General features: G+C 44.2%; 18 protein-coding genes, 7 tRNA genes and 3 rRNA genes. 19 read left to right on the top strand and 9 right to left on the bottom strand.

Translation table 11 applies throughout. The annotated features are described in order from the left end of the window. Positions 1-15: 15 nt before the first annotated feature. Positions 16-585, bottom strand: coding sequence for a DUF4825 domain-containing protein (locus KFQ09_RS08690; protein ID WP_255836205.1), 570 nt, complete (start codon positions 583-585; stop codon positions 16-18). A 147-nt stretch (positions 586-732) separates the two neighbouring features. On the opposite strand from KFQ09_RS08690, the gene KFQ09_RS08685 reads away from it, so the two are divergent. From KFQ09_RS08685 to KFQ09_RS08675, 3 genes are all read left to right on the top strand, one after another. Further along, entirely contained in the window at positions 733-1,176 is a 444-nt protein-coding gene (locus KFQ09_RS08685) for a YbaK family protein (RefSeq protein WP_255836204.1), read from the top strand. Positions 1,177-1,234: 58 nt separating this feature from the next. Next, positions 1,235-1,948 carry an N-acetylmuramoyl-L-alanine amidase CwlD gene (gene cwlD / locus KFQ09_RS08680; protein ID WP_017359175.1) on the top strand — a complete coding sequence of 238 codons (714 nt, stop codon included), beginning with the start codon at positions 1,235-1,237 and terminating at the stop codon, positions 1,946-1,948. 103 nt (positions 1,949-2,051) lie between these two features. After that, positions 2,052-3,110, top strand: a complete 1,059-nt coding sequence (locus KFQ09_RS08675) for an Mrp/NBP35 family ATP-binding protein (RefSeq protein WP_017366467.1) — start codon at positions 2,052-2,054, stop codon at positions 3,108-3,110. Between the two features lie 38 nt (positions 3,111-3,148). On the opposite strand, the gene gerD is transcribed toward KFQ09_RS08675, so the two are convergent. Beyond that, the gene (gene gerD / locus KFQ09_RS08670) at positions 3,149-3,727 is read right to left on the bottom strand and encodes a spore germination lipoprotein GerD (protein WP_007496366.1); all 579 of its coding nucleotides are present in this window, start codon (positions 3,725-3,727) and stop codon (positions 3,149-3,151) included. A 90-nt stretch (positions 3,728-3,817) separates the two neighbouring features. On the opposite strand from gerD, the gene KFQ09_RS08665 reads away from it, so the two are divergent. Further along, entirely contained in the window at positions 3,818-4,420 is a 603-nt protein-coding gene (locus KFQ09_RS08665) for a KinB-signaling pathway activation protein (RefSeq protein ID WP_017366468.1), read from the top strand. Here KFQ09_RS08665 and pdaB read toward each other — a convergent pair. After that, on the bottom strand, positions 4,413-5,177 hold the full coding sequence (pdaB, locus tag KFQ09_RS08660; RefSeq protein ID WP_017366469.1) for a polysaccharide deacetylase family sporulation protein PdaB: 765 nt from the start codon (positions 5,175-5,177) through the stop codon (positions 4,413-4,415). The genes KFQ09_RS08665 and pdaB overlap by 8 nt on opposite strands. A gap of 377 nt (positions 5,178-5,554) precedes the next feature. On the opposite strand from pdaB, the gene KFQ09_RS08655 reads away from it, so the two are divergent. The 9 genes from KFQ09_RS08655 (at position 5,555) to KFQ09_RS08615 (ending at position 15,299) form a co-directional block, all read left to right on the top strand. Then, positions 5,555-7,103 (top strand): 16S ribosomal RNA (locus KFQ09_RS08655). Positions 7,104-7,285: 182 nt separating this feature from the next. Beyond that, positions 7,286-10,216: ribosomal RNA gene (locus KFQ09_RS08650) — 23S ribosomal RNA — on the top strand. Between the two features lie 61 nt (positions 10,217-10,277). Then, a 5S ribosomal RNA gene (gene rrf, locus KFQ09_RS08645) occupies positions 10,278-10,393 on the top strand. Together the 16S, 23S and 5S rRNA genes with 2 tRNA genes alongside form the textbook arrangement of a ribosomal RNA operon. A gap of 43 nt (positions 10,394-10,436) precedes the next feature. Next, positions 10,437-10,511 (top strand) — tRNA-Asn (locus KFQ09_RS08640). A 1-nt stretch (position 10,512) separates the two neighbouring features. After that, positions 10,513-10,585 (top strand) — tRNA-Thr (locus KFQ09_RS08635). Between the two features lie 772 nt (positions 10,586-11,357). Beyond that, complete coding sequence (locus KFQ09_RS08630) at positions 11,358-11,480, top strand: hypothetical protein (RefSeq protein WP_017358868.1); 123 nt, start codon at positions 11,358-11,360, stop codon at positions 11,478-11,480. Between the two features lie 49 nt (positions 11,481-11,529). Further along, on the top strand, positions 11,530-12,495 hold the full coding sequence (gene hag, locus KFQ09_RS08625) for a flagellin Hag (RefSeq protein ID WP_017358869.1): 966 nt from the start codon (positions 11,530-11,532) through the stop codon (positions 12,493-12,495). A 337-nt stretch (positions 12,496-12,832) separates the two neighbouring features. Next, positions 12,833-14,272 (top strand): SulP family inorganic anion transporter, encoded by a 1,440-nt coding sequence (locus tag KFQ09_RS08620; protein ID WP_129548042.1) that lies wholly within the window; start codon positions 12,833-12,835, stop codon positions 14,270-14,272. Positions 14,273-14,333: 61 nt separating this feature from the next. Beyond that, entirely contained in the window at positions 14,334-15,299 is a 966-nt protein-coding gene (locus KFQ09_RS08615; protein WP_164999000.1) for a bile acid:sodium symporter family protein, read from the top strand. 38 nt (positions 15,300-15,337) lie between these two features. On the opposite strand, the gene KFQ09_RS08610 is transcribed toward KFQ09_RS08615, so the two are convergent. From KFQ09_RS08610 to murQ, 6 genes are read right to left on the bottom strand one after another with little or no spacing between them, the layout of a single operon-like run. Continuing rightward, positions 15,338-16,546 carry an exo-beta-N-acetylmuramidase NamZ family protein gene (locus KFQ09_RS08610; protein ID WP_370648324.1) on the bottom strand — a complete coding sequence of 403 codons (1,209 nt, stop codon included), beginning with the start codon at positions 16,544-16,546 and terminating at the stop codon, positions 15,338-15,340. A gap of 50 nt (positions 16,547-16,596) precedes the next feature. Next, positions 16,597-18,516, bottom strand: coding sequence for a glycoside hydrolase family 3 protein (locus KFQ09_RS08605; protein WP_129548044.1), 1,920 nt, complete (start codon positions 18,514-18,516; stop codon positions 16,597-16,599). 13 nt (positions 18,517-18,529) lie between these two features. Beyond that, positions 18,530-19,885: a penicillin binding protein PBP4B gene (pbp4b, locus tag KFQ09_RS08600; RefSeq protein ID WP_255836203.1), complete on the bottom strand. Its 1,356-nt coding sequence runs from the start codon at positions 19,883-19,885 to the stop codon at positions 18,530-18,532. Between the two features lie 12 nt (positions 19,886-19,897). Beyond that, the gene (locus tag KFQ09_RS08595) at positions 19,898-21,277 is read right to left on the bottom strand and encodes a PTS transporter subunit EIIC (protein ID WP_110487736.1); all 1,380 of its coding nucleotides are present in this window, start codon (positions 21,275-21,277) and stop codon (positions 19,898-19,900) included. Next, positions 21,274-22,143: a MurR/RpiR family transcriptional regulator gene (locus tag KFQ09_RS08590; protein WP_007498558.1), complete on the bottom strand. Its 870-nt coding sequence runs from the start codon at positions 22,141-22,143 to the stop codon at positions 21,274-21,276. The genes KFQ09_RS08595 and KFQ09_RS08590 overlap by 4 nt, the downstream gene beginning before the upstream one ends. A 12-nt stretch (positions 22,144-22,155) precedes the next feature. Further along, a complete protein-coding gene (gene murQ, locus KFQ09_RS08585) occupies positions 22,156-23,067 on the bottom strand; it encodes an N-acetylmuramic acid 6-phosphate etherase (RefSeq protein ID WP_116307330.1) in 912 nt (303 codons plus the stop codon). Between the two features lie 220 nt (positions 23,068-23,287). On the opposite strand from murQ, the gene KFQ09_RS08580 reads away from it, so the two are divergent. The 6 genes from KFQ09_RS08580 (at position 23,288) to rocF (ending at position 24,757) form a co-directional block, all read left to right on the top strand. Further along, a tRNA-Glu gene (locus KFQ09_RS08580) sits at positions 23,288-23,362 on the top strand. Positions 23,363-23,368: 6 nt separating this feature from the next. Then, a tRNA-Val gene (locus tag KFQ09_RS08575) sits at positions 23,369-23,444 on the top strand. Between the two features lie 3 nt (positions 23,445-23,447). Further along, positions 23,448-23,520: transfer RNA gene (locus tag KFQ09_RS08570), tRNA-Thr, on the top strand. Positions 23,521-23,548: 28 nt separating this feature from the next. Continuing rightward, positions 23,549-23,632, top strand: a tRNA-Tyr gene (locus KFQ09_RS08565). A 4-nt stretch (positions 23,633-23,636) separates the two neighbouring features. Next, positions 23,637-23,708 (top strand) — tRNA-Gln (locus KFQ09_RS08560). A gap of 137 nt (positions 23,709-23,845) precedes the next feature. Further along, on the top strand, positions 23,846-24,757 hold the full coding sequence (rocF, locus tag KFQ09_RS08555; RefSeq protein ID WP_098681036.1) for an arginase: 912 nt from the start codon (positions 23,846-23,848) through the stop codon (positions 24,755-24,757). Positions 24,758-24,914 lie beyond the last annotated feature (157 nt).

The following is a 24,914-nucleotide window of genomic DNA, read 5'->3' as shown; positions in this document are numbered from 1 at the left end:
CGCCCTCTGTTTTTATTATTTCTTGATGGGAAACGCTTTGTATACATCTTGACGTTTACCTTTTGACTGCACAACTCCATCAACCAGTTCTTTTTGCCAAAGCGCTGTATCGTCTTTGTATACTTTAAAAGAATGAGGCAGCTTTTTCTCTAGCTGTTTTCTTTTAAACGTGACGGATGGCTCGTCTTTAGCGTTCATCTGGAGTGTCACTTGCTCCACGTTATCGATAAGAATAAAAAGTGCCAATGCATTATATAAGTAGTTTTTTTCAATCGTATCCTTCTTATCAAACCAAAATGAATCAAATTGTTCTTCTGTATCATTGGTATTTTCTTTCACGCCGTATGTCACTTTTAGCGCTTTTTTATCTACAATTTCATACTCGCGAATCACGTTACCTGGAAGATCTGATAAAATAGCGCCGACTGCTCCATTGTCTCCAATATAAGAATTTTTGTGTTTGGAGAGCTGTTTTAATGATATGTCTTCTATTCCTTTTATGTCACTCTTCTGCTCGTTCGCTTGACTGCCGCATCCAGATAAGACGACTGTTAGTAGCAACAGGATATACATCCACTTCTTCATGAATTTTGCCCCTTTTCTATTCTTTCTATATATAAATGTTCATTTTATCACAATTTCCCAATCCGTTAGCGCATTGATTTCCATTTACTGAACTGCATGTTTTGTTCAAACCAACGAACAATACAAAGAAAAAAAGGAGTTCAGTCCATGGCAGAAGTTCTTTCATTTTATCAATTGAAAACAAAACGAGATGTCACGCTTGAAAAGAAACTGTTGCGTACATTGTCTCTTCAACAGGTGACGGTCGCTTCCGAGAAATTCACGAGGAAGTTGTTCCCATTTGCAGATGATCCAGCTGGGATTATGAGTGATGGCTGTATCGATTTCGCCATTGAGGCTTTTTTAGCAGGTGGGAGATACGGTGAGTCGAGTAAGTATGGTGAATCTTTCGATGATATAAAAAAGCGGTCAGTTCATGAAGAAGATGAGCTGGTTGAGGAGCTAGCAGGGTGTTTGCAATCGTGGGGGAATATGTTCCGAATGGAGCGTAAGATGTCGTGTATGTATCCATTTGCGAAGGAATTTTTAAGTAAGTGGTGGCAGGAAGGCTTTCGGGAATCAGAAAAAAGGCATAAGCTTCGACTGCACTAAGCATATTTCCAGCCCTTGTCCCATATCTATAAAATAATGGTGTATGGGAGGGACAGGGATGAAAAGAAAGCTGAAATGGACAGGGTTTTTAATCGGGTTTATTGTCCTCTTATTCTTATTCAGATTTCAGTTTCTAAATGATGATTCGTGGAAATCGTGGAACTTGCCTTTGAGCGGCAAGATCATCTATTTAGATCCGGGTCACGGCGGTCCAGATGGCGGTGCTGTTGGCGGCGAGTTGCTCGAAAAAGAGATTGCACTGGATGTGTCCATGAAGATAAGAGACTATTTGCAGGAGCAGGGAGCGCTTGTTCTCATGACCCGGGAGGATGACTCTGATTTATCATCAAAGAATACAAAGGGTTATGCCCGAAAGAAAGCGGAGGATTTGAGAAACCGTGTGAAAGTCATCAATGAATCTGAAGCGGATCTCTATTTAAGCATTCATTTAAATGCGATCCCATCGAACAAATGGAGCGGGGCACAGACGTTCTTTTACGGAAAGTATGAAGAGAATGAAAAAGCAGCGAAGTTCATTCAAGATGAATTGCGCAACAACCTTGAAAACACAGATCGCAAGGCGAAGCGAATCAACGGGATTTATTTAATGCAAAATGTGACGAAGCCAGGAGCGCTTGTCGAAATCGGATTTTTATCGAATCCAAAAGAGGCTGGTCAGCTGGCGACTCCTAAATATCAGGATCAAATTGCTGCTTCGATTTATAAAGGCATTCTCAGATATTTAACAGAGCAAAAAGAGCCGCCTGAATAAGGGGCTTTTTCCTGTTTATCGCAGGCAAAGAGGACAGACATTGTAAGGATATGTATGATATACTTGGATTGTAAACGAATTCAATAAAGGGTGAGGTTCTGCTATGATCGGACAAGATGATGTGAGAAAACTAGTTGGGAAGATGGACGAACCTTTCCTTCATATACCGCTTGGTGAGCTGGATGCCATCAAGGAAATCAGCCTAAAGCCTGAAAAAGAACATGTGAGCTTAAAAGTGGCGATTGCCAAGACAGGCACTGCTGAGCAGATGAAGCTGCAGCAAGACATCGTACAAGCTTTAAAAGCAGCGGGCGCGAACACTGTAGGACTTCGTTTTGAAGAACTGCCTCAAGAAACGCTTGAAAAGTTTATGCCGTCACAGGATGAGGAAGAAAATTTGCTCAACTCTAAAAATCCGCCTGTGTTCTTAGCGATTGCGAGTGGAAAAGGCGGCGTTGGGAAATCAACTGTTTCCGTTAACCTGGCTGTGGCACTGGCTCGTCTAGGGAAAAAAGTGGGACTGATCGATGCTGATATTTACGGCTTTAGTGTACCGGATATGATGGGAATCACCGTCAGACCGACAGTTAAAGGGGAAAAGATTATTCCTGTGGAACGCTTTGGCGTCAAAGTGATTTCAATGGGCTTTTTTGTTGAAGAAAACGCACCGGTCATTTGGAGAGGACCGATGCTTGGTAAAATGCTAAATAACTTCTTCCACGAAGTAGAGTGGGGAGAATTAGATTACTTACTATTAGACCTTCCGCCTGGAACAGGTGATGTGGCACTTGATATTCATACGATGCTTCCGAGCTGTAAAGAAATCATTGTGACGACACCGCATCCAACAGCGGCTTTCGTTGCTGCTAGAGCAGGCGCAATGGCACTGCAAACAGATCACGAGGTGCTAGGGGTCGTTGAGAATATGAGTTACTATGAAAGCAAAAAAACAGGTGAGAAGGAATATGTCTTTGGAAAGGGCGGCGGGGACAAGCTGGCGGAGGAGCTGCGTGTATCAGTTCTTGGTCAAATCCCTTTAAGACAGCCTGATTGGAATGAGGACGATTTTGCACCTTCCGTCTATGATGAGAGTCATCCGACAGGGGAAGTGTATCAACACATTGCCAATAAAGTCATTGAACAATTAGCAGTGAAAGCATAATGAAAGCCCGAGTGGACCTTGTGCCACTCGGGTGATGTTTAACTGCCGCTTCCTTGTGAACCGGAATCATTGCTGCTTTCAGAGACTGCTTTTTTTAGCTCATCTTCGAATTTCTTCTTATAGAGAGGGCTGCTCAATGTTTCTGTGATGACTTTCTCTAAGTGCTTTCTGAACTCTTTGCTTTTGACCAGTTCACCGTATTTCTTTTCCATTTCAGGATCCTTGAGAATATCCATCATCATCTGTTGATAGTCAGGGTCCTTCATCAATTGTTTTAACATCTTTTCATGCTGTTGCTGCATGGATTTTGCGAAAGTCTCGGCAAATTTAGAATCCTCAAAGACCTTCTTCCAGAACTCTTTGCCTTTATCAGAAGTCAGTGTTTTCTCTATTGTTTTTTTCACAGTTTGTTCATCCATTACCAAAGCTTCATTCATTGCCTCGTCATTTAATAACTGTTGAATGGCCTTTTTACCGTCATCTGTTTTCAAAATATCGACGACCATTTTTTTCGTTTCGTCATAGTCCATATTAGATGAGGATTGGGTTTTGGGAGCACAAGCTGTTAGAGATAAAAGAAGAAAACAGCTCATTATACGCAAGATGCCTTTTGACATACTGTGGCTCCTTTCGTTACATGTCTTACTTTTAATATGAATGTTTCACGTGAATTTATACATAACAAAAATAGGGGTTGGGTCAATTCAATGAAAAGTCGGGATTTAGTTCGTTTTTTCTTCTCTGTGCTGGCTGTTGGAGCGGTCATTACAAGCGTGGTAGGTTTTGCGCTGGAGTGGGGGAAATATCAGAAGCTGTTTGTATCGTTTGAGATTTTAGAGATTGCGTCTGTGTTATTTTGGTTTATTGGTGTGGGGATGATCTTTAGTGTAATCAGTCAGATGGGGTTTGTTGTCTTTTTGACAGTGCACCGGTTTGCGCTGGAGATTTTCAGGTCGCATTCTTTATGGAATACCATTCAGTTATTCCTTGTGATTTTCGTGCTGTTTGATTTAGCTTATTTGCGGTTTTTGTTTTTCGGGGAGAATGAATCATTTCTTCCATACTTGTGGCTGCCTGTTTTTATCGGTGTGTTTGCATTGATCGTGTCTTATTTTAAACAGCAGCAGTCCTCTAAGAAAACATTTGTTTCTGCAATGTTTCTCATGGTCGTGATCACGTCGTTAGAATGGTTTCCGGCGCTTAGAGTCAATGAAGAGGACTGGCTGTATTTAATGCTATTCCCGCTATTAGGTTGTAATGCGTTTCAGTTGTTAGCTATGCCGCGGTTTTCAAAAGCAAAAGCTACTTAACCTCAGTTGACTTTGTTTTTGTATTAGAGATAAGCTCGCCAACCGTGACGTTTCTTAAATTCTTGTCTTTTAAGTGTTTTAAAATGGCTGGTAAGGCTTGAGCGGTTTGGGTGGCTGAATCTGAGGCGTGAAGGAGAATGATGTCTCCGCTTTTCATTCGATCATTTACATTATGAACAATCTGGTCGACGCCTGGGTTCAGCCAATCTTGAGAATTGATGCTGTAATGGACAACGGTATAGCCATACTGTGTTGCAATTTTCAATACCGTTTCATTAAATTGCCCAGTTGGGGGTCTTAATAATTGAATGTCTTCCAGTCCAAGCTTTTGGAATGTATTTTGTGCACGGACAAGATCACGCTTAATTTCGTTTTCTTCCAGCTGGCTATAATTTTTATATGCATAGCCAAGGCTGCCAATTTGATGGCCGTCCTCTTTAATCCTTTTCACAATATCCGGGTGACGCTCAGCCCAAGAAGCAGACAGAAAGAAAGTGGCGTTCTTTATATCGTACTCTCGGAGGACATTTAAAATAGGAACAGCCTTCTCGTCTCCCCAGCCAATATTAAACGTAAGGGATGCATGTTTTGATGAGGTCTCTCCTTTATAAATCGCTCGGGGTCCTTGTTCTGTTTTAAATACCGACAGCGGCGGTGCCTTTTGTACATAAAAAAAGGTTGCAGCTGCAAGGGCTGCTACAAGAATAATGACTACTTGCTTCAGCCGTTTAATAGGCAACACATATAATCGACTCAATTCAAACACTCCTGCCTTGTCCAAGATTGTTACTTGATTGTATGCAGGACAAGGGTTTAACATGCACAATAAAACTATTTTAAAAAAAGTTCTGAAAAGGCGTTGACCAACAGAATGTTTTCGTGATATATTATTAATCGTCGCTGACACACAGTGACAAACACAAACGCTTCGGGAAATAAACTTAAAAAAAGTTGTTGACATAAGATGAAGCGAAATGTTATATTATTAAAGCCGCTAAGAACGGCGAAGATGATCTTTGAAAACTAAACAAGACAAAACGTACCTGTTAATTCGAGTTTTTATAAAAAAATCCTATGATACATCATAGGTAGTCAGTCAAACGCTGACGAAAAACAAAACTTCGGTTTTGTACTTTTTCGGAGAGTTTGATCCTGGCTCAGGACGAACGCTGGCGGCGTGCCTAATACATGCAAGTCGAGCGGACAGAAGGGAGCTTGCTCCCGGATGTTAGCGGCGGACGGGTGAGTAACACGTGGGTAACCTGCCTGTAAGACTGGGATAACTCCGGGAAACCGGAGCTAATACCGGATAGTTCCTTGAACCGCATGGTTCAAGGATGAAAGACGGTTTCGGCTGTCACTTACAGATGGACCCGCGGCGCATTAGCTAGTTGGTGAGGTAACGGCTCACCAAGGCGACGATGCGTAGCCGACCTGAGAGGGTGATCGGCCACACTGGGACTGAGACACGGCCCAGACTCCTACGGGAGGCAGCAGTAGGGAATCTTCCGCAATGGACGAAAGTCTGACGGAGCAACGCCGCGTGAGTGATGAAGGTTTTCGGATCGTAAAGCTCTGTTGTTAGGGAAGAACAAGTGCAAGAGTAACTGCTTGCACCTTGACGGTACCTAACCAGAAAGCCACGGCTAACTACGTGCCAGCAGCCGCGGTAATACGTAGGTGGCAAGCGTTGTCCGGAATTATTGGGCGTAAAGGGCTCGCAGGCGGTTTCTTAAGTCTGATGTGAAAGCCCCCGGCTCAACCGGGGAGGGTCATTGGAAACTGGGAAACTTGAGTGCAGAAGAGGAGAGTGGAATTCCACGTGTAGCGGTGAAATGCGTAGAGATGTGGAGGAACACCAGTGGCGAAGGCGACTCTCTGGTCTGTAACTGACGCTGAGGAGCGAAAGCGTGGGGAGCGAACAGGATTAGATACCCTGGTAGTCCACGCCGTAAACGATGAGTGCTAAGTGTTAGGGGGTTTCCGCCCCTTAGTGCTGCAGCTAACGCATTAAGCACTCCGCCTGGGGAGTACGGTCGCAAGACTGAAACTCAAAGGAATTGACGGGGGCCCGCACAAGCGGTGGAGCATGTGGTTTAATTCGAAGCAACGCGAAGAACCTTACCAGGTCTTGACATCCTCTGACAACCCTAGAGATAGGGCTTTCCCTTCGGGGACAGAGTGACAGGTGGTGCATGGTTGTCGTCAGCTCGTGTCGTGAGATGTTGGGTTAAGTCCCGCAACGAGCGCAACCCTTGATCTTAGTTGCCAGCATTCAGTTGGGCACTCTAAGGTGACTGCCGGTGACAAACCGGAGGAAGGTGGGGATGACGTCAAATCATCATGCCCCTTATGACCTGGGCTACACACGTGCTACAATGGACAGAACAAAGGGCTGCGAGACCGCAAGGTTTAGCCAATCCCACAAATCTGTTCTCAGTTCGGATCGCAGTCTGCAACTCGACTGCGTGAAGCTGGAATCGCTAGTAATCGCGGATCAGCATGCCGCGGTGAATACGTTCCCGGGCCTTGTACACACCGCCCGTCACACCACGAGAGTTTGCAACACCCGAAGTCGGTGAGGTAACCTTTATGGAGCCAGCCGCCGAAGGTGGGGCAGATGATTGGGGTGAAGTCGTAACAAGGTAGCCGTATCGGAAGGTGCGGCTGGATCACCTCCTTTCTAAGGATATATGGAGCAGCGTACGTTTTTCGTCTTGTTTAGTTTTGAAGGATCATTCCTTCAAACATGTCTCTAGCGAGACAGGATTGTTCTTTGAAAACTAGATAACAATAAGTAATACATTCACATTGAATGCAATGCAAAGTTCATCACACATAGTGATTCTTTCTAAAGTAAGAAATGGTTAAGTTAGAAAGGGCGCACGGTGGATGCCTTGGCACTAGGAGCCGATGAAGGACGGGACGAACACCGATATGCTTCGGGGAGCTGTAAGCAAGCTTTGATCCGGAGATTTCCGAATGGGGAAACCCACTGCTCGTAATGGAGTAGTATCCATACTTGAATACATAGAGTATGAGAAGGCATACCCGGGGAACTGAAACATCTAAGTACCCGGAGGAAGAGAAAGCAAATGCGATTCCCTGAGTAGCGGCGAGCGAAACGGGAACAGCCCAAACCAAGAGGCTTGCCTCTTGGGGTTGTAGGACACTCTATACGGAGTTACAAAGGAACGATATAAGCGAAGAGGTCTGGAAAGGCCCGCCAAAGAAGGTAACAGCCCTGTAACTGAAATGTTGTTCTCTCCAGAGTGGATCCTGAGTACGGCGGAACACGTGAAATTCCGTCGGAATCCGGGAGGACCATCTCCCAAGGCTAAATACTCCCTAGTGACCGATAGTGAACCAGTACCGTGAGGGAAAGGTGAAAAGCACCCCGGAAGGGGAGTGAAATAGATCCTGAAACCGTGTGCCTACAAGTAGTCAGAGCCCGTTAACGGGTGATGGCGTGCCTTTTGTAGAATGAACCGGCGAGTTACGATCCCGTGCAAGGTTAAGCAGAAGATGCGGAGCCGCAGCGAAAGCGAGTCTGAATAGGGCGCATGAGTACGTGGTCGTAGACCCGAAACCAGGTGATCTACCCATGTCCAGGGTGAAGTTCAGGTAACACTGAATGGAGGCCCGAACCCACGCACGTTGAAAAGTGCGGGGATGAGGTGTGGGTAGGGGTGAAATGCCAATCGAACCTGGAGATAGCTGGTTCTCTCCGAAATAGCTTTAGGGCTAGCCTCAAGGTAAGAGTCTCGGAGGTAGAGCACTGATTGGACTAGGGGCCCCTACCGGGTTACCGAATTCAGTCAAACTCCGAATGCCGATGACTTATCCTTGGGAGTCAGACTGCGAGTGATAAGATCCGTAGTCGAAAGGGAAACAGCCCAGACCGCCAGCTAAGGTCCCAAAGTATACGTTAAGTGGAAAAGGATGTGGAGTTGCTTAGACAACCAGGATGTTGGCTTAGAAGCAGCCACCATTTAAAGAGTGCGTAATAGCTCACTGGTCGAGTGACTCTGCGCCGAAAATGTACCGGGGCTAAACGTATCACCGAAGCTGCGGACTGTTCTTACGAACAGTGGTAGGAGAGCGTTCTAAGTGCAGTGAAGTCAGACCGGAAGGACTGGTGGAGCGCTTAGAAGTGAGAATGCCGGTATGAGTAGCGAAAGACGGGTGAGAATCCCGTCCACCGAATGCCTAAGGTTTCCTGAGGAAGGCTCGTCCGCTCAGGGTTAGTCGGGACCTAAGCCGAGGCCGAAAGGCGTAGGCGATGGACAACAGGTTGATATTCCTGTACCACCTCCTCACCATTTGAGCAATGGGGGGACGCAGGAGGATAGGGTAAGCGCGGTATTGGATATCCGCGTCCAAGCAGTTAGGCTGGGAAATAGGCAAATCCGTTTCCCGTGAAGGCTGAGCTGTGATGGCGAGCGAAATTTAGTAGCGAAGTTCCTGATTCCACACTGCCAAGAAAAGCCTCTAGCGAGGTGAGAGGTGCCCGTACCGCAAACCGACACAGGTAGGCGAGGAGAGAATCCTAAGGTGATCGAGAGAACTCTCGTTAAGGAACTCGGCAAAATGACCCCGTAACTTCGGGAGAAGGGGTGCTTCTTAGGGTGTTAAAGCCCCGAGAAGCCGCAGTGAATAGGCCCAGGCGACTGTTTAGCAAAAACACAGGTCTCTGCGAAGCCGTAAGGCGAAGTATAGGGGCTGACGCCTGCCCGGTGCTGGAAGGTTAAGAGGAGCGCTTAGCGTAAGCGAAGGTGCGAATTGAAGCCCCAGTAAACGGCGGCCGTAACTATAACGGTCCTAAGGTAGCGAAATTCCTTGTCGGGTAAGTTCCGACCCGCACGAAAGGCGCAACGATCTGGGCACTGTCTCAACGAGAGACTCGGTGAAATTATAGTACCTGTGAAGATGCAGGTTACCCGCGACAGGACGGAAAGACCCCGTGGAGCTTTACTGCAGCCTGATATTGAATGTTGGTACAGCTTGTACAGGATAGGTAGGAGCCTTGGAAACCGGAGCGCTAGCTTCGGTGGAGGCATCGGTGGGATACTACCCTGGCTGTATTGACCTTCTAACCCGCTGCCCTTATCGGGCAGGGAGACAGTGTCAGGTGGGCAGTTTGACTGGGGCGGTCGCCTCCTAAAATGTAACGGAGGCGCCCAAAGGTTCCCTCAGAATGGTTGGAAATCATTCGCAGAGTGTAAAGGCACAAGGGAGCTTGACTGCGAGACCTACAAGTCGAGCAGGGACGAAAGTCGGGCTTAGTGATCCGGTGGTTCCGCATGGAAGGGCCATCGCTCAACGGATAAAAGCTACCCCGGGGATAACAGGCTTATCTCCCCCAAGAGTCCACATCGACGGGGAGGTTTGGCACCTCGATGTCGGCTCATCGCATCCTGGGGCTGTAGTCGGTCCCAAGGGTTGGGCTGTTCGCCCATTAAAGCGGTACGCGAGCTGGGTTCAGAACGTCGTGAGACAGTTCGGTCCCTATCCGTCGCGGGCGCAGGAAATTTGAGAGGAGCTGTCCTTAGTACGAGAGGACCGGGATGGACGCACCGCTGGTGTACCAGTTGTTCTGCCAAGGGCATCGCTGGGTAGCTATGTGCGGACGGGATAAGTGCTGAAAGCATCTAAGCATGAAGCCCCCCTCAAGATGAGATTTCCCATTCCGCAAGGAAGTAAGATCCCTGAAAGATGATCAGGTTGATAGGTCTGAGGTGGAAGCGTGGTGACACGTGGAGCTGACAGATACTAATAGATCGAGGACTTAACCTATATTCTAATGTGAAAAATGAACGTTGTTATCTAGTTTTGAGAGAACATTCTCTCCATCAGGTTTGGTGGCGATAGCGAAGAGGTCACACCCGTTCCCATACCGAACACGGAAGTTAAGCTCTTCAGCGCCGATGGTAGTTGGGGGTTTCCCCCTGTGAGAGTAGGACGCCGCCAAGCTTTTTGTTTATATCCTTCCAATGGAAGAAGTTACTTTATCCATTCCGCAGTAGCTCAGTGGTAGAGCTATCGGCTGTTAACCGATCGGTCGTAGGTTCGAGTCCTACCTGCGGAGCCATGCTTCCATAGCTCAGTAGGTAGAGCACTTCCATGGTAAGGAAGAGGTCAGCGGTTCGAGCCCGCTTGGAAGCTTTCCTCTAAATATTGTTCTGACAAGGTTTCTCGATGATGAGAAGGCTTTTTTTTATGTCTTTTTTAATTGCTGGGGGACGCAATGGGGACGCATTATCGAATTTGCAATAAGTTTGATATAGCTTCTGCATAACCTAAACGATGATAGACAGATTTGATATTAAACCCAGATATTTTGCCGATTTGATTTATTAGCATAGTAGCATGAGTGTGACGCATATCATGCAAATGAATTTTCTTATATCGTGCTTTTTTGCGAATCGCTCCCACTATTTATTTAAATATAAAAAGGTAGTTGAGAACGTACAATGCTAATTCGTCTAGTTGATGACAGAGCAAGGCATTCCATTGGTCAACGTTGTGCCACATAAAAGATGGAACGGTTCGAAGATAAAAGCAGCTCTTCAAAAAGCATTGAAAAAGTGAAAAAGGTAAAGCCTCTGATCATAGAGAACAGGGGCTTTTTTGATGTTATTTTTCAACGTTCTTTTTTTGAAGTGAATCCTTATCTCAAAATCCTTTTTCTTTTCTCTGTTACTTTATCGAGTGATTCTAGGTATATGAAAAAGTATTGTTTCCACACAATTTTACACTAATTATGTTTCTCCTCCTGAAAATGTAGTTGATAGAATTTCATCTTCCTTTTATGCATTTTAAATGTGTCGAATTTGTGAAATAAACAATTTCCACAAACTAAAATATGTGGTAGGTCTGTCTATAGTAGGTAACACGCTACTCATTGTTATGGTGAGTATTAATAGAAGGAGTTTTCATGATTATTGCCATAACTGGTGTTGCAGATAGTAGTAAAGTTAGAGAGCCAAAAGGTGATCTGCATTATTACTGTACACATGCCTTAGAAATCGGAAATTCTAAGGAAGAGCTTCTCATCTAAATGGACTTTGTAGACAAGCTCGAAAAAAATTACATGGAGGTAATAGGAAATGAGAATTAACCACAATATCGCGGCACTTAACACACTGAACCGTTTATCTGCTAACAACGGTGCGAGCCAAAAGAACATGGAGAAGCTTTCTTCTGGTCTTAAAATCAACCGTGCAGGAGATGACGCAGCAGGTCTAGCGATCTCTGAAAAAATGCGTGGACAAATCCGCGGATTAGAAATGGCTTCAAAAAACGCACAGGACGGTATCTCTCTTATCCAAACAGCTGAGGGGGCATTGACTGAAACTCACTCAATCCTTCAACGTGTTCGTGAACTAGTCGTTCAAGCTGGAAATACTGGTACACAGGATAAAGAGTCTGACCTTCAATCTATCCAAGATGAAATTAAAGCTTTACAAGAAGAAGTAGATGGAATTTCAAATCGTACAGAGTTTAACGGTAAAAAATTATTAGATGGTTCGTTTAAAGGAACCCCAGGAACACCAGCAATTCCGCCGACAGATCCAGATGATCCAGATACAGGTACACCTGCAGTTCCAGCAAGTGGTAATGCTTTAGTGTTCCAAATCGGTGCTAATGCAACTCAACAAATCTCAGTTCATATTGATAAAATGAGTACAGATGCATTGGGAGTGAAAGGTGCTAATGGAATTGTAGCGAATCAAGCGATTAAAGACATCGATGTAAGAAAGTTTGCTGATAATGCAGCAGATGCTACTGACGTTGGTTTTGATACTCAACTAAGTATTGTTGATGCAGCTATTAACCAAGTATCTGCTCAACGTGGAAAACTTGGTGCAGTGCAAAACCGTCTAGAGCACACGATTAACAACTTGGGTGCATCTGCTGAAAACTTAACTGCTGCTGAGTCTCGTATTCGTGACGTTGACATGGCGAAAGAAATGAGTGAGTTCACAAAGAACAACATTCTTTCTCAAGCGTCTCAAGCTATGCTTGCACAAGCGAATCAACAGCCGCAAAATGTACTTCAATTATTACGTTAATCAACCAAAAGCCCCTTTTATATAGGGGCTTTTGTTGTTTGTTTTAAATGTTGGACATGCTCAGTGACAAATAGACAATAGACTCATGAATGGAATAAATCGATTGGTAAGTAAGCCTTGTATCAATTTTCTATACATTCCTTCTTTTTGTGCTTGATTCCTTAGTTCCTTTCTTATATTCTTACTAAAGTGAAGATAATCCTCTCTAACAAAAGACTCTGTACGTTCCTCTTTTTCCCCGAAATTGAATGGTTATTGTTTTTTCCTTTCTGTATCTCCGGGTTTTATTCGCCTTCTTTTTCCTTGTGCGGTATGTATATAAAAAGGAGTAGATGGTTTGAAAGATTTATTTGTAAAGCAAGAATGGTTTGGACATGTGCGTCAGGATGTGCTGGCGGGTATTTTAGTGGCCTTGGCTTTGATTCCTGAAGCGATTGCGTTTTCGATTATTGCGGGCGTTGATCCAAAGATTGGGTTGTATGCTTCGTTTTGTATTGCCATTGTCATTTCGTTTGTTGGTGGACGGCCAGGTATGATTTCGGCTGCTACTGGTGCTATGGCTCTGGTTATGGTTAATTTGGTAGCCGATCATGGATTGCAGTACTTGTTTGCGGCTACGATTTTAACAGGACTGATTCAAATTTTGTTTGGAGTGTGCCGTGTTTCTTGTCTGATGAAATTTATTCCGAGGTCTGTGATGGTTGGTTTTGTTAATGCATTGGCAATTATGATCTTCATGGCACAGCTGCCGCATTTCGTTGGGGAATCCATGGCTATGTATGTCATGACAGGTGGAGCATTGTTGATCATTTATGTATTGCCGATGGTCACAAAAGTTATTCCCTCTCCACTTATTGCAATTATTGTGATGACGATGATTGCTGTATTTGGGCATATTGATGTCAGAACGGTTGGAGACATGGGAGAGCTTCCTAGCTCTTTGCCAACTTTTCTTATTCCCAATGTACCGTTTAGCTGGGAAACACTTGCTATCATTTTTCCTTATTCCTTAGCACTTGCGATGGTTGGTTTACTTGAATCTTTATTAACAGCACAAATTGTAGATGATATGACGGAAACGTCTAGTCGTAAAAATAAGGAAGCGAGAGGCCAAGGAATTGCCAATGTGGTGGCAGGATTTTTTGGCGGTATGGCTGGCTGTGCGATGATTGGTCAATCTGTGATTAATACAAAGGCAGGGGGACGAGGCCGGCTTTCTACCTTTGTGGCTGGTGCATTTTTAATGGTATTGATTTTTGTGCTCGGTGATGTGGTTGTTCAAATTCCGATGGCTGCTCTTGTGGCTGTCATGATCATGGTTTCTATTGGTACCTTTGATTGGAGTTCATTCCAGCAGCTGAAAAAGAACCCAAAAACAGATTCTCTTGTGATGCTTGTCACGGTCGTGACGGTGGTGTTCACTCATGATTTATCAAAGGGTGTTTTTGCAGGGGTGCTGCTTAGTGCCGTATTCTTTGTGGCTAAAATATCAAAACTGCATATTACCTCTACAGAAAGCCAAGCTGGTACATGGATTTATCGAATTAAGGGTCAAATTTTCTTTGCTTCCGTGACTGAATTGATTCAAGCCTTCCATCATGGAAACGACTTGAACACGGTTGTGATTGATTTGTCTGAAGCGCGTATATGGGACGAATCAGGTGTGGCCGCAATTGAACGTGTGAAGGAAAAATATCGTACAGCTGGTGTAGAGGTGGACGTAGTTGGAATGGATACGTCTAGTCAAAAACTTATGAAACAAGTGATCGGATCTTAAAAAGACTTTTCTGTTTGTTACAATAGAACAAGGAAGAAAGTGAAGGATGGAGGTGGCCGGCATGCTTGTCCGTTTGAATCAGGTGCTCGGCCGGATGATGCCGCTCATTACGCCTGTCAGCGTGCTATTTGGTGTATTATTGGCGGCGTATTTAAAAGATTTCACCTTTTTGGTGCCTTGGGTGTTTGCTGTGATGACATTTTCAGGGAGCTTGTCATCTACTTTTTCAGCTTTAAAACATACGGTGATGCATCCATTGCCTTTGATTTTATCGTTTATGATTTTGCATGTGCTGATGCCCCTTTATGCATGGTCAGCGGGGCATTTGATATTTGCGGGCGATTCTATGACGATCACCGGTTTGACGCTTGCGATGGTGATTCCGACAGGTGTGTCTAGTTTAATATGGGCGGCAATGTATAAAGGGAATGTGGGGTTAACGTTATCTATCATATTAATTGATACATTGCTTTCGCCATTGATTGTGCCAGTAAGTTTGTCAATCTTCGTTGGTACACAGGTCCATATGGACATGGTGGCGATCATGAAAGGACTATTCGGTATGGTGGTGTTGCCCTCTATTTTAGGGATGCTCGTTCGTCAGTATGCAAAGCCATCGGTGACAAAAGCAATGAGTCAGACCTTGGCTCCTTTTTCAAAATTAGGCTTGTTTGTTGTCGTATCGATTAACAGTTCTGTTGTCGCCCCATATTTGCGTGAACTGGATGCTGCATTTTTTAGCAAAGCAGCGACTGTCTTTTTCATTGCAATGAGTGGGTATGCTTTTGCGTGGTTGATTGGAAAGGCGATGAAATGTACCCAAGGAGAAATTGTGGCGATTGTGTATACGGGCGGTATGCGGAACATTAGCGCGGGTGCTGTGCTTGCCATTAGCTTTTTCCCGCCTGCTGTTGCTGTTCCTGTCGTGATTGGCATGCTGTTTCAGCAAGTGCTTGCAGCCTTGTTTGGCTTTTTACTTCATCGTTTCGAGCTGAAAGTACCTGCTGTGACTAAGTCTTTATCATGAAAAAACCTCCAACCTTTAAGGTGGAGGCTTTTTTGCGATTAATAGATGAGGTATTTCTTCCGTTTCTTTTCGAATGTCTTTAGATCATGGTGGTATTGTTTCATGATGTGTTTGATGGAAGTGCCTTTATTGATTTCTTCTTTGATCCAGCTATTCCCGATGAGTTTATCAAAGCTGCCTGTTTGTAGGAATTGAAAGTCATTAGGATACAAGTCATGTATTGCTTTGATGATGGATAGACCTGTTTTGACTGCTTCGAATGATTTTCGGTCTGTGACATAAAGCTGTACCCCGTGAGACAAAGTCCCGGCATGTTTTGAAAAGGTAGGGGTAAATGAGACAGGTCTAAATTGAACGCCTTTTAGTTTTAACCCATTTAAATGATCTGCTAGCTCATTGCTATTGATATATGGAGCGCCAATGAGTTCGAACGGTTTTGTCGTTCCTCTGCCTTCAGAAACGTTTGTGCCTTCGATTAATCCTGTTGCTGGGTAAACAAAGGTACTGTCAACGGTCGGCATGTTAGGTGAAGGGAGGACGAACGGCAGCTTCGTGTCATCGAACGTCATGGATCGTTTCCAATGTTTCATTTTGATCACTTTTACATCAGCGTTGATATGAAACTCTTTGTTAAACATGTATGCAAGTTCTCCAGTTGTCATCCCATGTCTTAATGGGATGGGATAGAGACCTACAAAAGAGGCGTGTTCTGGCTCTAATACGGGTCCTTCTACTTTTAGCCCGCCTATTGGGTTTGGACGATCTAAGACAACAAATGGAATGTTGTTTTCCTTAGCTGCTTCCATTGCATACGCCATCGTGTAAATATAGGTGTAATAACGAGCACCAACGTCTTGAATATCAAATAGCAGGACATCTACATTTTTGAGCATTTCAGGAGTTGGCTTTCTTGTTTTTCCATAAAGAGAGTAAACAGGCAGGCCTGTTTTTTCGTCAGTATACGATTCGACGCCTTCTCCTGCTTGTGCATCACCACGGACGCCATGTTCAGGCCCATACAAGGCAGTCAGTTTAATATCGGGGTGTTCAAATAGCAGATCGACACTGCTTTTCATGTTTGCATCAATGCCTGTAGGATTCGTAATAAGCCCTACTTTTTTCCCTTTAAGCCAAGAGAGGTTACTTGAGAGTAATGTTTCGATACCTGTTTTGACTGTTGCTTTTTTTCCTTTTGTATCTGTTCGTTCTGAATCTGCGGGGGAGGCGGCGGTCAATGTGCTGATCATGAGAATGCTAGCGAGTATCAAGCTTGCTGTCTTTTTCAAGAGAATCCCTCCTATTTGATCTGTTTGCCTTTTAAATTGAGTCCATAGCCAAATGGGTAAAGGGTTTGATTAGGATGAGTGACTGATGGGATAGCGACGGGCAATTTTCCTTTAGGTGAGGCCGCTCCAAAAATCACTTCTAGTCCCGCAGGAATATTGGGTTGATTGAATTGTCCATTTGAGTAGCCTTTAAAACCGTACACAGCCAGTAAGGCGTCGGCTTCCTCGAAATTTGCAGCATCATATGGGTTTCTAAGACTCATGATGACCAATTTTTTGTTTTGTGCTGCTGCTTCATTCATGACAGCACGAGGAAAGGCCGTTGCCCATTTTTTCGGATCCTGTACACCGTCATCAATGACACCATCATTCACAGCTGGGTCATTTTGGACAACGTAAGAGCCGGTAATGACATAGTCAGCATCTTGAATGAGTTTGGCTGTTTCTTTTGAGAAACTCTTATCTGCAAATGCGTACGATTGGACACGCACAGGTTTGATCTTTTTTTGTTTGTTTAATGATTCAATTGTGACGGACATTGCTTTTGTTTGATCTTCGTACGGTGCCATGAGCAAGATTTTGTCATTCTTTTTAGGCTTAAAAGGCAAGGTTTTGTCGTTGTTTTTAAGTAGAGTGATTCCTTCACGTGCCATTTTCTGTTCTGCTTTTCGGTGAGACTTTTGACCAACGAGCTGAGTGGCTTTTTTGATTTTCTTCTCAAGGCTTACTGATTTGTTGGCGGAAATGATGCCGCGTTTAATCTTTAATTGAAGGATTTTTTCGACAGATTGATTGATCTGAGATATCGGAATTTCTTTTGTGAGAACTGCTCTTTTTAAAGCATTGAACACATTCTCTAGGTTTTTTTCTGTCTTTAAGGACGTGACAGGTGCTGGCATGAGGGCAATGTCGACGCCTGCTTTAATAGCCATTACCACAGCTTCTTCCTGTCCGAAGTTATCTGCAATCGCTTTCATATTGAGGGCGTCTGTTACAACCACTCCTTGAAAGCCCATGTCTTCTTTTAATAAGTTTGTGATGACTTTTTTTGATAAGGTTGCTGGAACCATAATGTCCTCGCCATCTTTTTTACTTTTATACGTTGTGTCATCAATGGCTGGGAATTGAACATGAGCGGTCATGACCATATCTGCCCCTGCGTTGATTGCTTGTTGAAATGGATACAGCTCCACCTTTTTAAGACGATCTAGATCATGTTCGACAAGCGGAAGACCGTAGTGACTATCAACAGCTGTATCACCATGTCCCGGGAAATGCTTTAATGTGGAAATGGTCTTTTCCTTTTGAAGTCCTTTCATGGTTTGCAGACCAAGTCTCGTGACAAGTTCAGGGTCAGAGCTAAAGGAACGGACACCGATGACGGGGTTATTCGGGTTATTATTCACATCAAGAACAGGAGAGAAGTTTGTATTGATACCTAGAGCGTTTAATTCTTTGCCGATGATTTTTCCTGTGTCATATGCATTTTTCTTACTTCTAGAGGCACCAATCGACATATTTCCTGGGAAATGTGTTCCCTTTTGTAGTCTTGTGACGATTCCGCCTTCTTGATCAATGGAAATGAGTAAAGGAATGTTGGGTGATGCTTGTTGAAATTCATGTGTGAGTTTGACGGTTTGTTTCGTATCAACGACATTTTCTGCAAATAAGATGACACCGCCTAAATGATATTTCTCTACAAGGTGAGAGACTTCTTTATTCATTTTTGTGAAGCCTGTAGGAGCGGATTCACCTTCTGCTTGCCAATTGCGAAAGTCTGGCATGAGCATTTGGCCAATTTTTTCATCCAAGGACATGTCTTGAACCATTTGTTTGGCAGTTGGGAGAGGGGCAGAGCTCACCTTTTCCGTTGGAATGGAAGAGGTGAGCAGGGCCAAAACGAGTGCAGCGGGGAACAGAGCTTTTAACATCGAATTCCTCCTTTTACTTAAAAGATTCGTAGATTGCGGTCATGATGCTTCCATAAGTACCAGTTGGGAAAAGGTCACCTTCAAATTGATTTGGGTTGACTTCAGGTGAAACGACGGGTGAATGTTTTTTATTTGTCAGCAAGACGACGCCTAGATTGTGTTTTGGATCAATCAAAGTCATCGTTCCGGTCCAGCCTGTGTGTCCATACGCTTCTTTACTTGCGTATTTCCCAAACATCCATTCCATGTCAGTATTGCCGTTTTTCCGCCAGCCTAGCCCGTAAGTTGGGTTCGTGTCTGATGATTCCGTAAAGAGATCGATAGAAGCTTGGTCAAAGATGGTTGTTTTCCCATAGCCTCCTTTATTGAGCATCAGCTGAAGCAGTACGGCCATATCTGATGTATTAGAGAAAAGTCCAGCATGTCCGGAGACACCTGCCATTGAGTAATAGGCTTTCTCATCGTGGACTTCACCTAGCAAGGTATACCTGCGAATGTTTTCAAAATCAATGACACCATCTCTTGTATTGCCTAGACGCTCGGTTGCTGCAAAATGCTTTGGCTTGAATCCCTTTTTCAGCGGATTGAACATGGTATGTTTGAGACCAAGCGGTCGATAAATCGTCGACTCTACATATTGATCAAGTGGCATACCGGTTTTTTTCTCAATGATCATGCCTAACAGCATGTAATCAATATCACTATAAATATGCTGAGTGCCTGGCTTGTATTGCAGAGGCACCTTTGGTAGCCATTTCATGGTTGTTTGTCTATCTTGAGAGAAAAAAGAGCCCGCTTGCTCTTTGCTATAAAATAAAACACTGGAAGGCAGTCCGGCAGAATGGGTGAGAAGATCCTTGACTCGAAGCTGATCTTTGCCGGTTACCTTTGCATCTGGTTCATCTTGAAAGTCAGGCAGGATGGTTTGTATTTTTTCATTTACATCTAGTTTTTGTTCATATACTAGCTTTTGCAGGGCATAGTTGGTGGCATACATTTTTGTGTTGGATGCCAAATCGAACAGTGTGTTCTTTTTCATTTTCTTATAGAATTTGAGTTCTGTTGTCCCTTTATATTTTTGTCTGTAGCCATAGGCTTTTTGATGGACGATCTGACCATCCTTGATAATGATGAGTGCTGCCCCTGGAAATCCTGCGTTGATATCGTTTTGAATCATGTGATCAACCTTCCTAAGCTGCCTAGAAGAAAAACCTACTTGTTCCGGTCGTTTTGCTTTTTTTAAGACGGGATATTCTTCAGGTGCTGTTTTAGACAAAGACGATACAGGATGGGAGCTAGTTGCAAATGTTTGTACTGGTAACCCTAGGAGCATGAACAGAGTTGTGATGATGAGAAAATATTTCTTCAAGAGCTAGACCTCCTATTGCTTATTTTCCTCGAATTCAACAGCCATATCATCATGAAATCCGAATAAGTATGTGAAGATAAATCCAGCGACATATGCAATGAAGAGTCCTATTAAGTAAAGTAGCATTTGATGTGTGTGAACGATAAAGGTTAATGGGAGACCTGATACCCCGATTGCTTTAGTGGCGATTTGGAAATAGGCTTGAAATGCTCCGCCGATTCCTGCGCCGAGACAAGCAGTGAGGAAGGGTCTTCCGAGCGGGAGTGTGACACCGAAAATGAGCGGTTCTCCAATTCCAAGCATTCCTGAAGGAAGTCCGCCTGCAATGGCTCTTTTCAGCTTTTTCTTTTTTGTTTTCATATAAATGGCAAAGGCAGCACCGACCTGTCCTGCGCCTCCCATAGCGAGGATTGGCAGAAGCGGGTCATCTCCAATTGAATGAATCAGTTCCATATGAATAGGTGTTAGGCCTTGGTGAAGTCCAGTGACAACAAGAGGAAGGAAGGTCGCACCAAGAACAAATCCGGCAAAAATACCGCCAATGTTTAATAGATAAGTAAGTCCAGAGGTGATGGCATCAGATATAAATCCGCCGACGGGCATGAAGATAACGTACGTGAAAATGCCTGTAATGAGTAGTGTGATTGTTGGTGTGACGATGATATCGAGTGATTGCGGGACGAAGCGTCTGATCCGGGTTTCAACAAGTGCCATAAAAATAGCTGCAAGAAGAACACCGATAAGTCCGCCTCTACCTGGTAGAATATTAGTGCCAAATAACATAATATCAGCGGCAGCTGGGTTAATGATGAGAATACCTGCTAATGCGCCTAATGCAGGAGAGCCACCAAATTCTTTTGCGGCGTTTGTTCCTACTAATATACCGAGATAAGCAAACAAGCCTGAGCCTATAACGGTTAGGATAATCGCAGCTTGAGATTTTTCATCGAGCCAGCCTGCTTGCACGACCGCTTTTGTAATACCCGTTATAAGACCCGATGCAACGAGTGCTGGAATAATGGGAATGAAAATGCTGGCGATCCGCCGTAAGAACAGCTTGAATGGTGTGCGGTTCTTTTGTGAAATGGCTTGTTTGTTTTTCTGTGCTTCGTTGTTTAAGTCATATGAACCGGAGGCATTGAGCAGCTGTTCAAACGCACTTGATACTTGGTTGACAACACCTGTGCCTAAAATGATTTGCAGTGTTTCCGCTTCGACGACGCCAATGACGCCATCGAGTTCTTTGATCGCGGTGGTTTGCACTTTTTCACGATCAATGGGTGTAATTCGGAGACGTGTCATACAATGTGTGTGGGAAGAGATGTTTTCAGAACCACCACAGAGTGAAAGGATTTCTTTCGCCAACTGCTGATATTTTTTTTGATGACTCATGTTGAATCCCCCTTTGTTTTTCGTTTCATGGAGCGGATGGCATGCCTTGTTTTGTCAATATATTGTGCTGTCTGTTCATATTGACGGGAGGCTAAACTGAGGAACAAGACATCGATTAAATAGAGCTGTGCCATTCTAGAGGAAGTGGCAGCACTGCGAAAAGGTGCTTCATTGGAACCGGACGTTGATAGATGAACATCACACAATGCAGAAACGCTTGTATGACCTGGGTGCGTTAAAGCAATGGTTTTTACTTCATTTTCTTTGGCGAGCTGAAGGGCTTGGATGATGTCTAATGTTTCTCCTGAGAAGGATATACCGAACACAATGTCATTCTTTCCAGCATTTGCGATGACCGTAGATGCGATGTGCATGTCAGTGAAGGCGGTGGCTGCATAATTGATCCTGAGAAATTTCTGCTGGGCATCAGCTGCGACGATGCCAGATGCACCCACACCGATAAAATGGATTTGGTTTGCATTCAGCAGCAGTTGCACAGCTTTTTCTAAAGCTTCTACATTTAAAATAGAGGCTGTATCTTTGATCGATTGAATGGTGTTTCCTGCTGTCTTTTGAATAATGGATTGAAGTGGTTCATCTTGTTCGATATCCCGGTAGCCTTGTTTATCAGTGTGCATTAAGTCTCCAGCGATCCGCATTTTCAAATCGTGATAGCCATCCAGCCCGAGAGACTTACAGAGGCGGATGACGGCAGAGCTGCTTGCACCGGCAGCCTGACTGATTTCATGCACTGTGCTTTTAATGACTTTGTCAGGATGGGCAAGGATATAGTCTGCAATGATTTTTTCAGATTGGGGAAGCTTTGATTTCATTGTGTGTAGTAGGGTGAGTCCGCCTGCTGACATGAGTTTCCTCCTTTAAGGTTGATGACGTAAGATGGCTTTGTCGATGTGACCATCTGCTTTGTTGAGCAGGTCTTTGGCTGTCTTTTTATCTGTTTTGGTTTGGAGCATGACGATGGCTGTTTTAACTTCTAAATCGGCTGCTTCAAGGGCTTTTACGGCTTGTTCGTAGGAAGCATTGGTCACATGCTGAATGATGGTGATGGCGCGTTCTTTTAGTTTATGATTACTTACTTTTACATCCACCATCAGGTTTTCATATACTTTGCCTTGTCTGATCATGACAGAGGTGGAAAGCATATTTAAAATCATTTTATGAGCGGATGCGGCTTTCATTCGTGTTGACCCAGTGATGGCTTCTGGTCCTACGACGACTTCAATGGCGCAGTCTGCTAGTTCGCTAATCTCTGCTTGTTCATTGCAGCTGAGGGCTACTGTTTTTGCTCCAATGGTTTTAGCATAGTTTAAAGCGCCAATGATATAGGGTGTTCTACCGCTCGCCGCGATGCCGACAACTGTATCTTTTGATGTCAGGTGAATGTGTTCTAAATCTTTTTGACCAGCTTCTTCACTGTCTTCCACATCTTCTGCTGCATGTGAAAAGGCAGAGTCACCACCGGCCATGATGCCTACGATGACATCAGGTGAAATGCTATAGGTAGGTGGACATTCGACCGCATCCATTACCCCAATTCTGCCACTTGTTCCAGCGCCTAGATAGATGAGTCTGCCCCCATGCGAGATGGATTCAAAGGCAAAGTCACTTGCTGTCTTTACGTCTGGAAGGACACGGTTGACGGCTTGAGCGACCTTCATATCTTCCTCATTTATCATTTGGAGCATTTCTAGCGGGCTTGCTTGTGAAATTCCCATGGTGTTAGGGTTTCTTGATTCTGTTGTCAAAGAACGCAGTTGAGATGGCTGCATGTGACATACCTCCTTATTTCTTCATTTTCAGTATATTGAGTATGACATGAAATTTCAATATTATATTTAAATACTGAAATTATATTTCAGTCAAAATGTTGTGCTGATGAGGGTTGAATAGTTAGAAAATAAAAAAAATAAAAATCCCCTTTACAAAAGGGGGACAACCTGTATATAATAACTTTTGTCAGCTTCACGGAAACAGTAAACTTGACAAACTGGCCCGTTGGTCAAGCGGTTAAGACACCGCCCTTTCACGGCGGTAACACGGGTTCGAATCCCGTACGGGTCACCATGATGTGGAGGATTAGCTCAGCTGGGAGAGCATCTGCCTTACAAGCAGAGGGTCGGCGGTTCGAGCCCGTCATCCTCCACCATATGCCGGTGTAGCTCAACTGGTAGAGCAACTGACTTGTAATCAGTAGGTTGGGGGTTCAAGTCCTCTTGCCGGCACTGTTTTTCTTTTATCAATTCCATATGTGGAGGGGTAGCGAAGTGGCTAAACGCGGCGGACTGTAAATCCGCTCCCTCCGGGTTCGGCGGTTCGAATCCGCCCCCTCCACCATTTTTGGGCTATAGCCAAGCGGTAAGGCAACGGACTTTGACTCCGTCATGCGTTGGTTCGAATCCAGCTAGCCCAGTTAAGACACCTTTTTTAAAAAGGTGTCTTTTTTTTATTTTGACGATTGGAATGTATAACTATTCAAAATATTGTTGAGTTGAGTCAGAAGGCACCGAGAAAGTAAAATATAAGCATGAACGGAAAGGGGATGTACATATGGGAGATCAAAAGAAGGTCACGATTGTTGGGGTGCCGATGGATCTCGGTCAAATGAGAAGGGGCGTTGATATGGGGCCGAGTGCCATTCGCTGTGCTGGTGTAAAAGAAAAATTGGAATCGCTTTCATTTGATGTCGAGGATCTAGGGGATATTCCCGTTGAGCAAAGAGATGATGAGAAAGGTCTCTATACAAGTGAAAAACTGAAAAACTTAACGGAGAATGCTGGCGCGAACCAGCTTCTTGCTGAAAAGGTTAGCAGTATTGTGCAGTCAGGTTCGTTTCCGCTGATTTTAGGCGGGGATCATAGCATTGCAATTGGTACACTAGCCGGTGTAGCCAAGCATTATAAAAGTTTGGGTGTCATTTGGTATGATGCGCATGGTGATTTAAATACAGAGGAAACCTCTCCTTCTGGAAATATTCATGGGATGCCACTTGCTGTCAGTCTCGGCTTTGGGCATGATGATCTAATCAATATCGGCGGTTATACACCTAAAGTAAAGCCTGAGAATGTGATCTTGATCGGTGCTCGTTCTTTAGATGAAGGAGAGCGGGCATTGATTAAAGAAAAAGGCATTAAAGTGTATACGATGCATGAAATAGATCGATTAGGGATGACGAGAGTAATGGAGGAAGCCATTGCGTATTTAAAAGAAAGAACAGATGGTGTTCATTTGTCGCTTGATTTAGATGGGCTAGATCCTGCGGAGTGCCCTGGCGTGGGAACGCCGGTTGCTGGCGGCATCAGTTATAGGGAGAGTCATCTAGCAATGGAGCTTTTAGAGGAAGCAGGTATTTTGACTTCTGCTGAGTTTGTTGAGGTGAATCCGGTATTAGATGAGAAAAATAAAACAGCAGAAGCGGCAGTTGCATTAATTGGTTCTTTAATGGGTGAAAAGCTATTATAGAGCGGGACTTGTTCCCGTTCTTTTTTTAATTTTGGGGAAATTTAAGGATATGTTAAGGTTTTTACCGGCTGATAAGCGTAACATGCTGTCAAAAATTTGTTACACTATTTTTTAGAGGAGAATGAAACCTTTTGGAACGAGGTTCGTATACATAAAG

The sequence above is a fragment of the Bacillus sp. FS02 genome (assembly GCF_024398395.1).
In the GTDB taxonomy this organism is placed as follows: domain Bacteria; phylum Bacillota; class Bacilli; order Bacillales; family Bacillaceae; genus Bacillus; species Bacillus altitudinis.
The sequence above is the reverse complement of the archived record's forward strand: the minus strand, read 5'-3'. Positions and strand labels throughout refer to the sequence as shown.

Excerpts from the sequence above, each read along its gene's own strand:
- KFQ09_RS08690 (WP_255836205.1), bottom strand. The coding sequence starts at position 585 with ATGAAGAAGTGGATGTATATCCTGTTGCTACTAACAGTCGTCTTATCT.
- KFQ09_RS08685 (WP_255836204.1), top strand. The coding sequence starts at position 733 with ATGGCAGAAGTTCTTTCATTTTATCAATTGAAAACAAAACGAGATGTC.
- cwlD (WP_017359175.1), top strand. The coding sequence starts at position 1,235 with ATGAAAAGAAAGCTGAAATGGACAGGGTTTTTAATCGGGTTTATTGTC.
- KFQ09_RS08675 (WP_017366467.1), top strand. The coding sequence starts at position 2,052 with ATGATCGGACAAGATGATGTGAGAAAACTAGTTGGGAAGATGGACGAA.
- gerD (WP_007496366.1), bottom strand. The coding sequence starts at position 3,727 with ATGTCAAAAGGCATCTTGCGTATAATGAGCTGTTTTCTTCTTTTATCT.
- KFQ09_RS08665 (WP_017366468.1), top strand. The coding sequence starts at position 3,818 with ATGAAAAGTCGGGATTTAGTTCGTTTTTTCTTCTCTGTGCTGGCTGTT.
- KFQ09_RS08630 (WP_017358868.1), top strand. The coding sequence starts at position 11,358 with ATGATTATTGCCATAACTGGTGTTGCAGATAGTAGTAAAGTTAGAGAG.
- hag (WP_017358869.1), top strand. The coding sequence starts at position 11,530 with ATGAGAATTAACCACAATATCGCGGCACTTAACACACTGAACCGTTTA.
- KFQ09_RS08615 (WP_164999000.1), top strand. The coding sequence starts at position 14,334 with ATGCTTGTCCGTTTGAATCAGGTGCTCGGCCGGATGATGCCGCTCATT.
- KFQ09_RS08610 (WP_370648324.1), bottom strand. The coding sequence starts at position 16,546 with ATGATCAGCACATTGACCGCCGCCTCCCCCGCAGATTCAGAACGAACA.
- KFQ09_RS08605 (WP_129548044.1), bottom strand. The coding sequence starts at position 18,516 with ATGTTAAAAGCTCTGTTCCCCGCTGCACTCGTTTTGGCCCTGCTCACC.
- KFQ09_RS08595 (WP_110487736.1), bottom strand. The coding sequence starts at position 21,277 with ATGAGTCATCAAAAAAAATATCAGCAGTTGGCGAAAGAAATCCTTTCA.
- KFQ09_RS08590 (WP_007498558.1), bottom strand. The coding sequence starts at position 22,143 with ATGTCAGCAGGCGGACTCACCCTACTACACACAATGAAATCAAAGCTT.
- murQ (WP_116307330.1), bottom strand. The coding sequence starts at position 23,067 with ATGCAGCCATCTCAACTGCGTTCTTTGACAACAGAATCAAGAAACCCT.
- rocF (WP_098681036.1), top strand. The coding sequence starts at position 23,846 with ATGGGAGATCAAAAGAAGGTCACGATTGTTGGGGTGCCGATGGATCTC.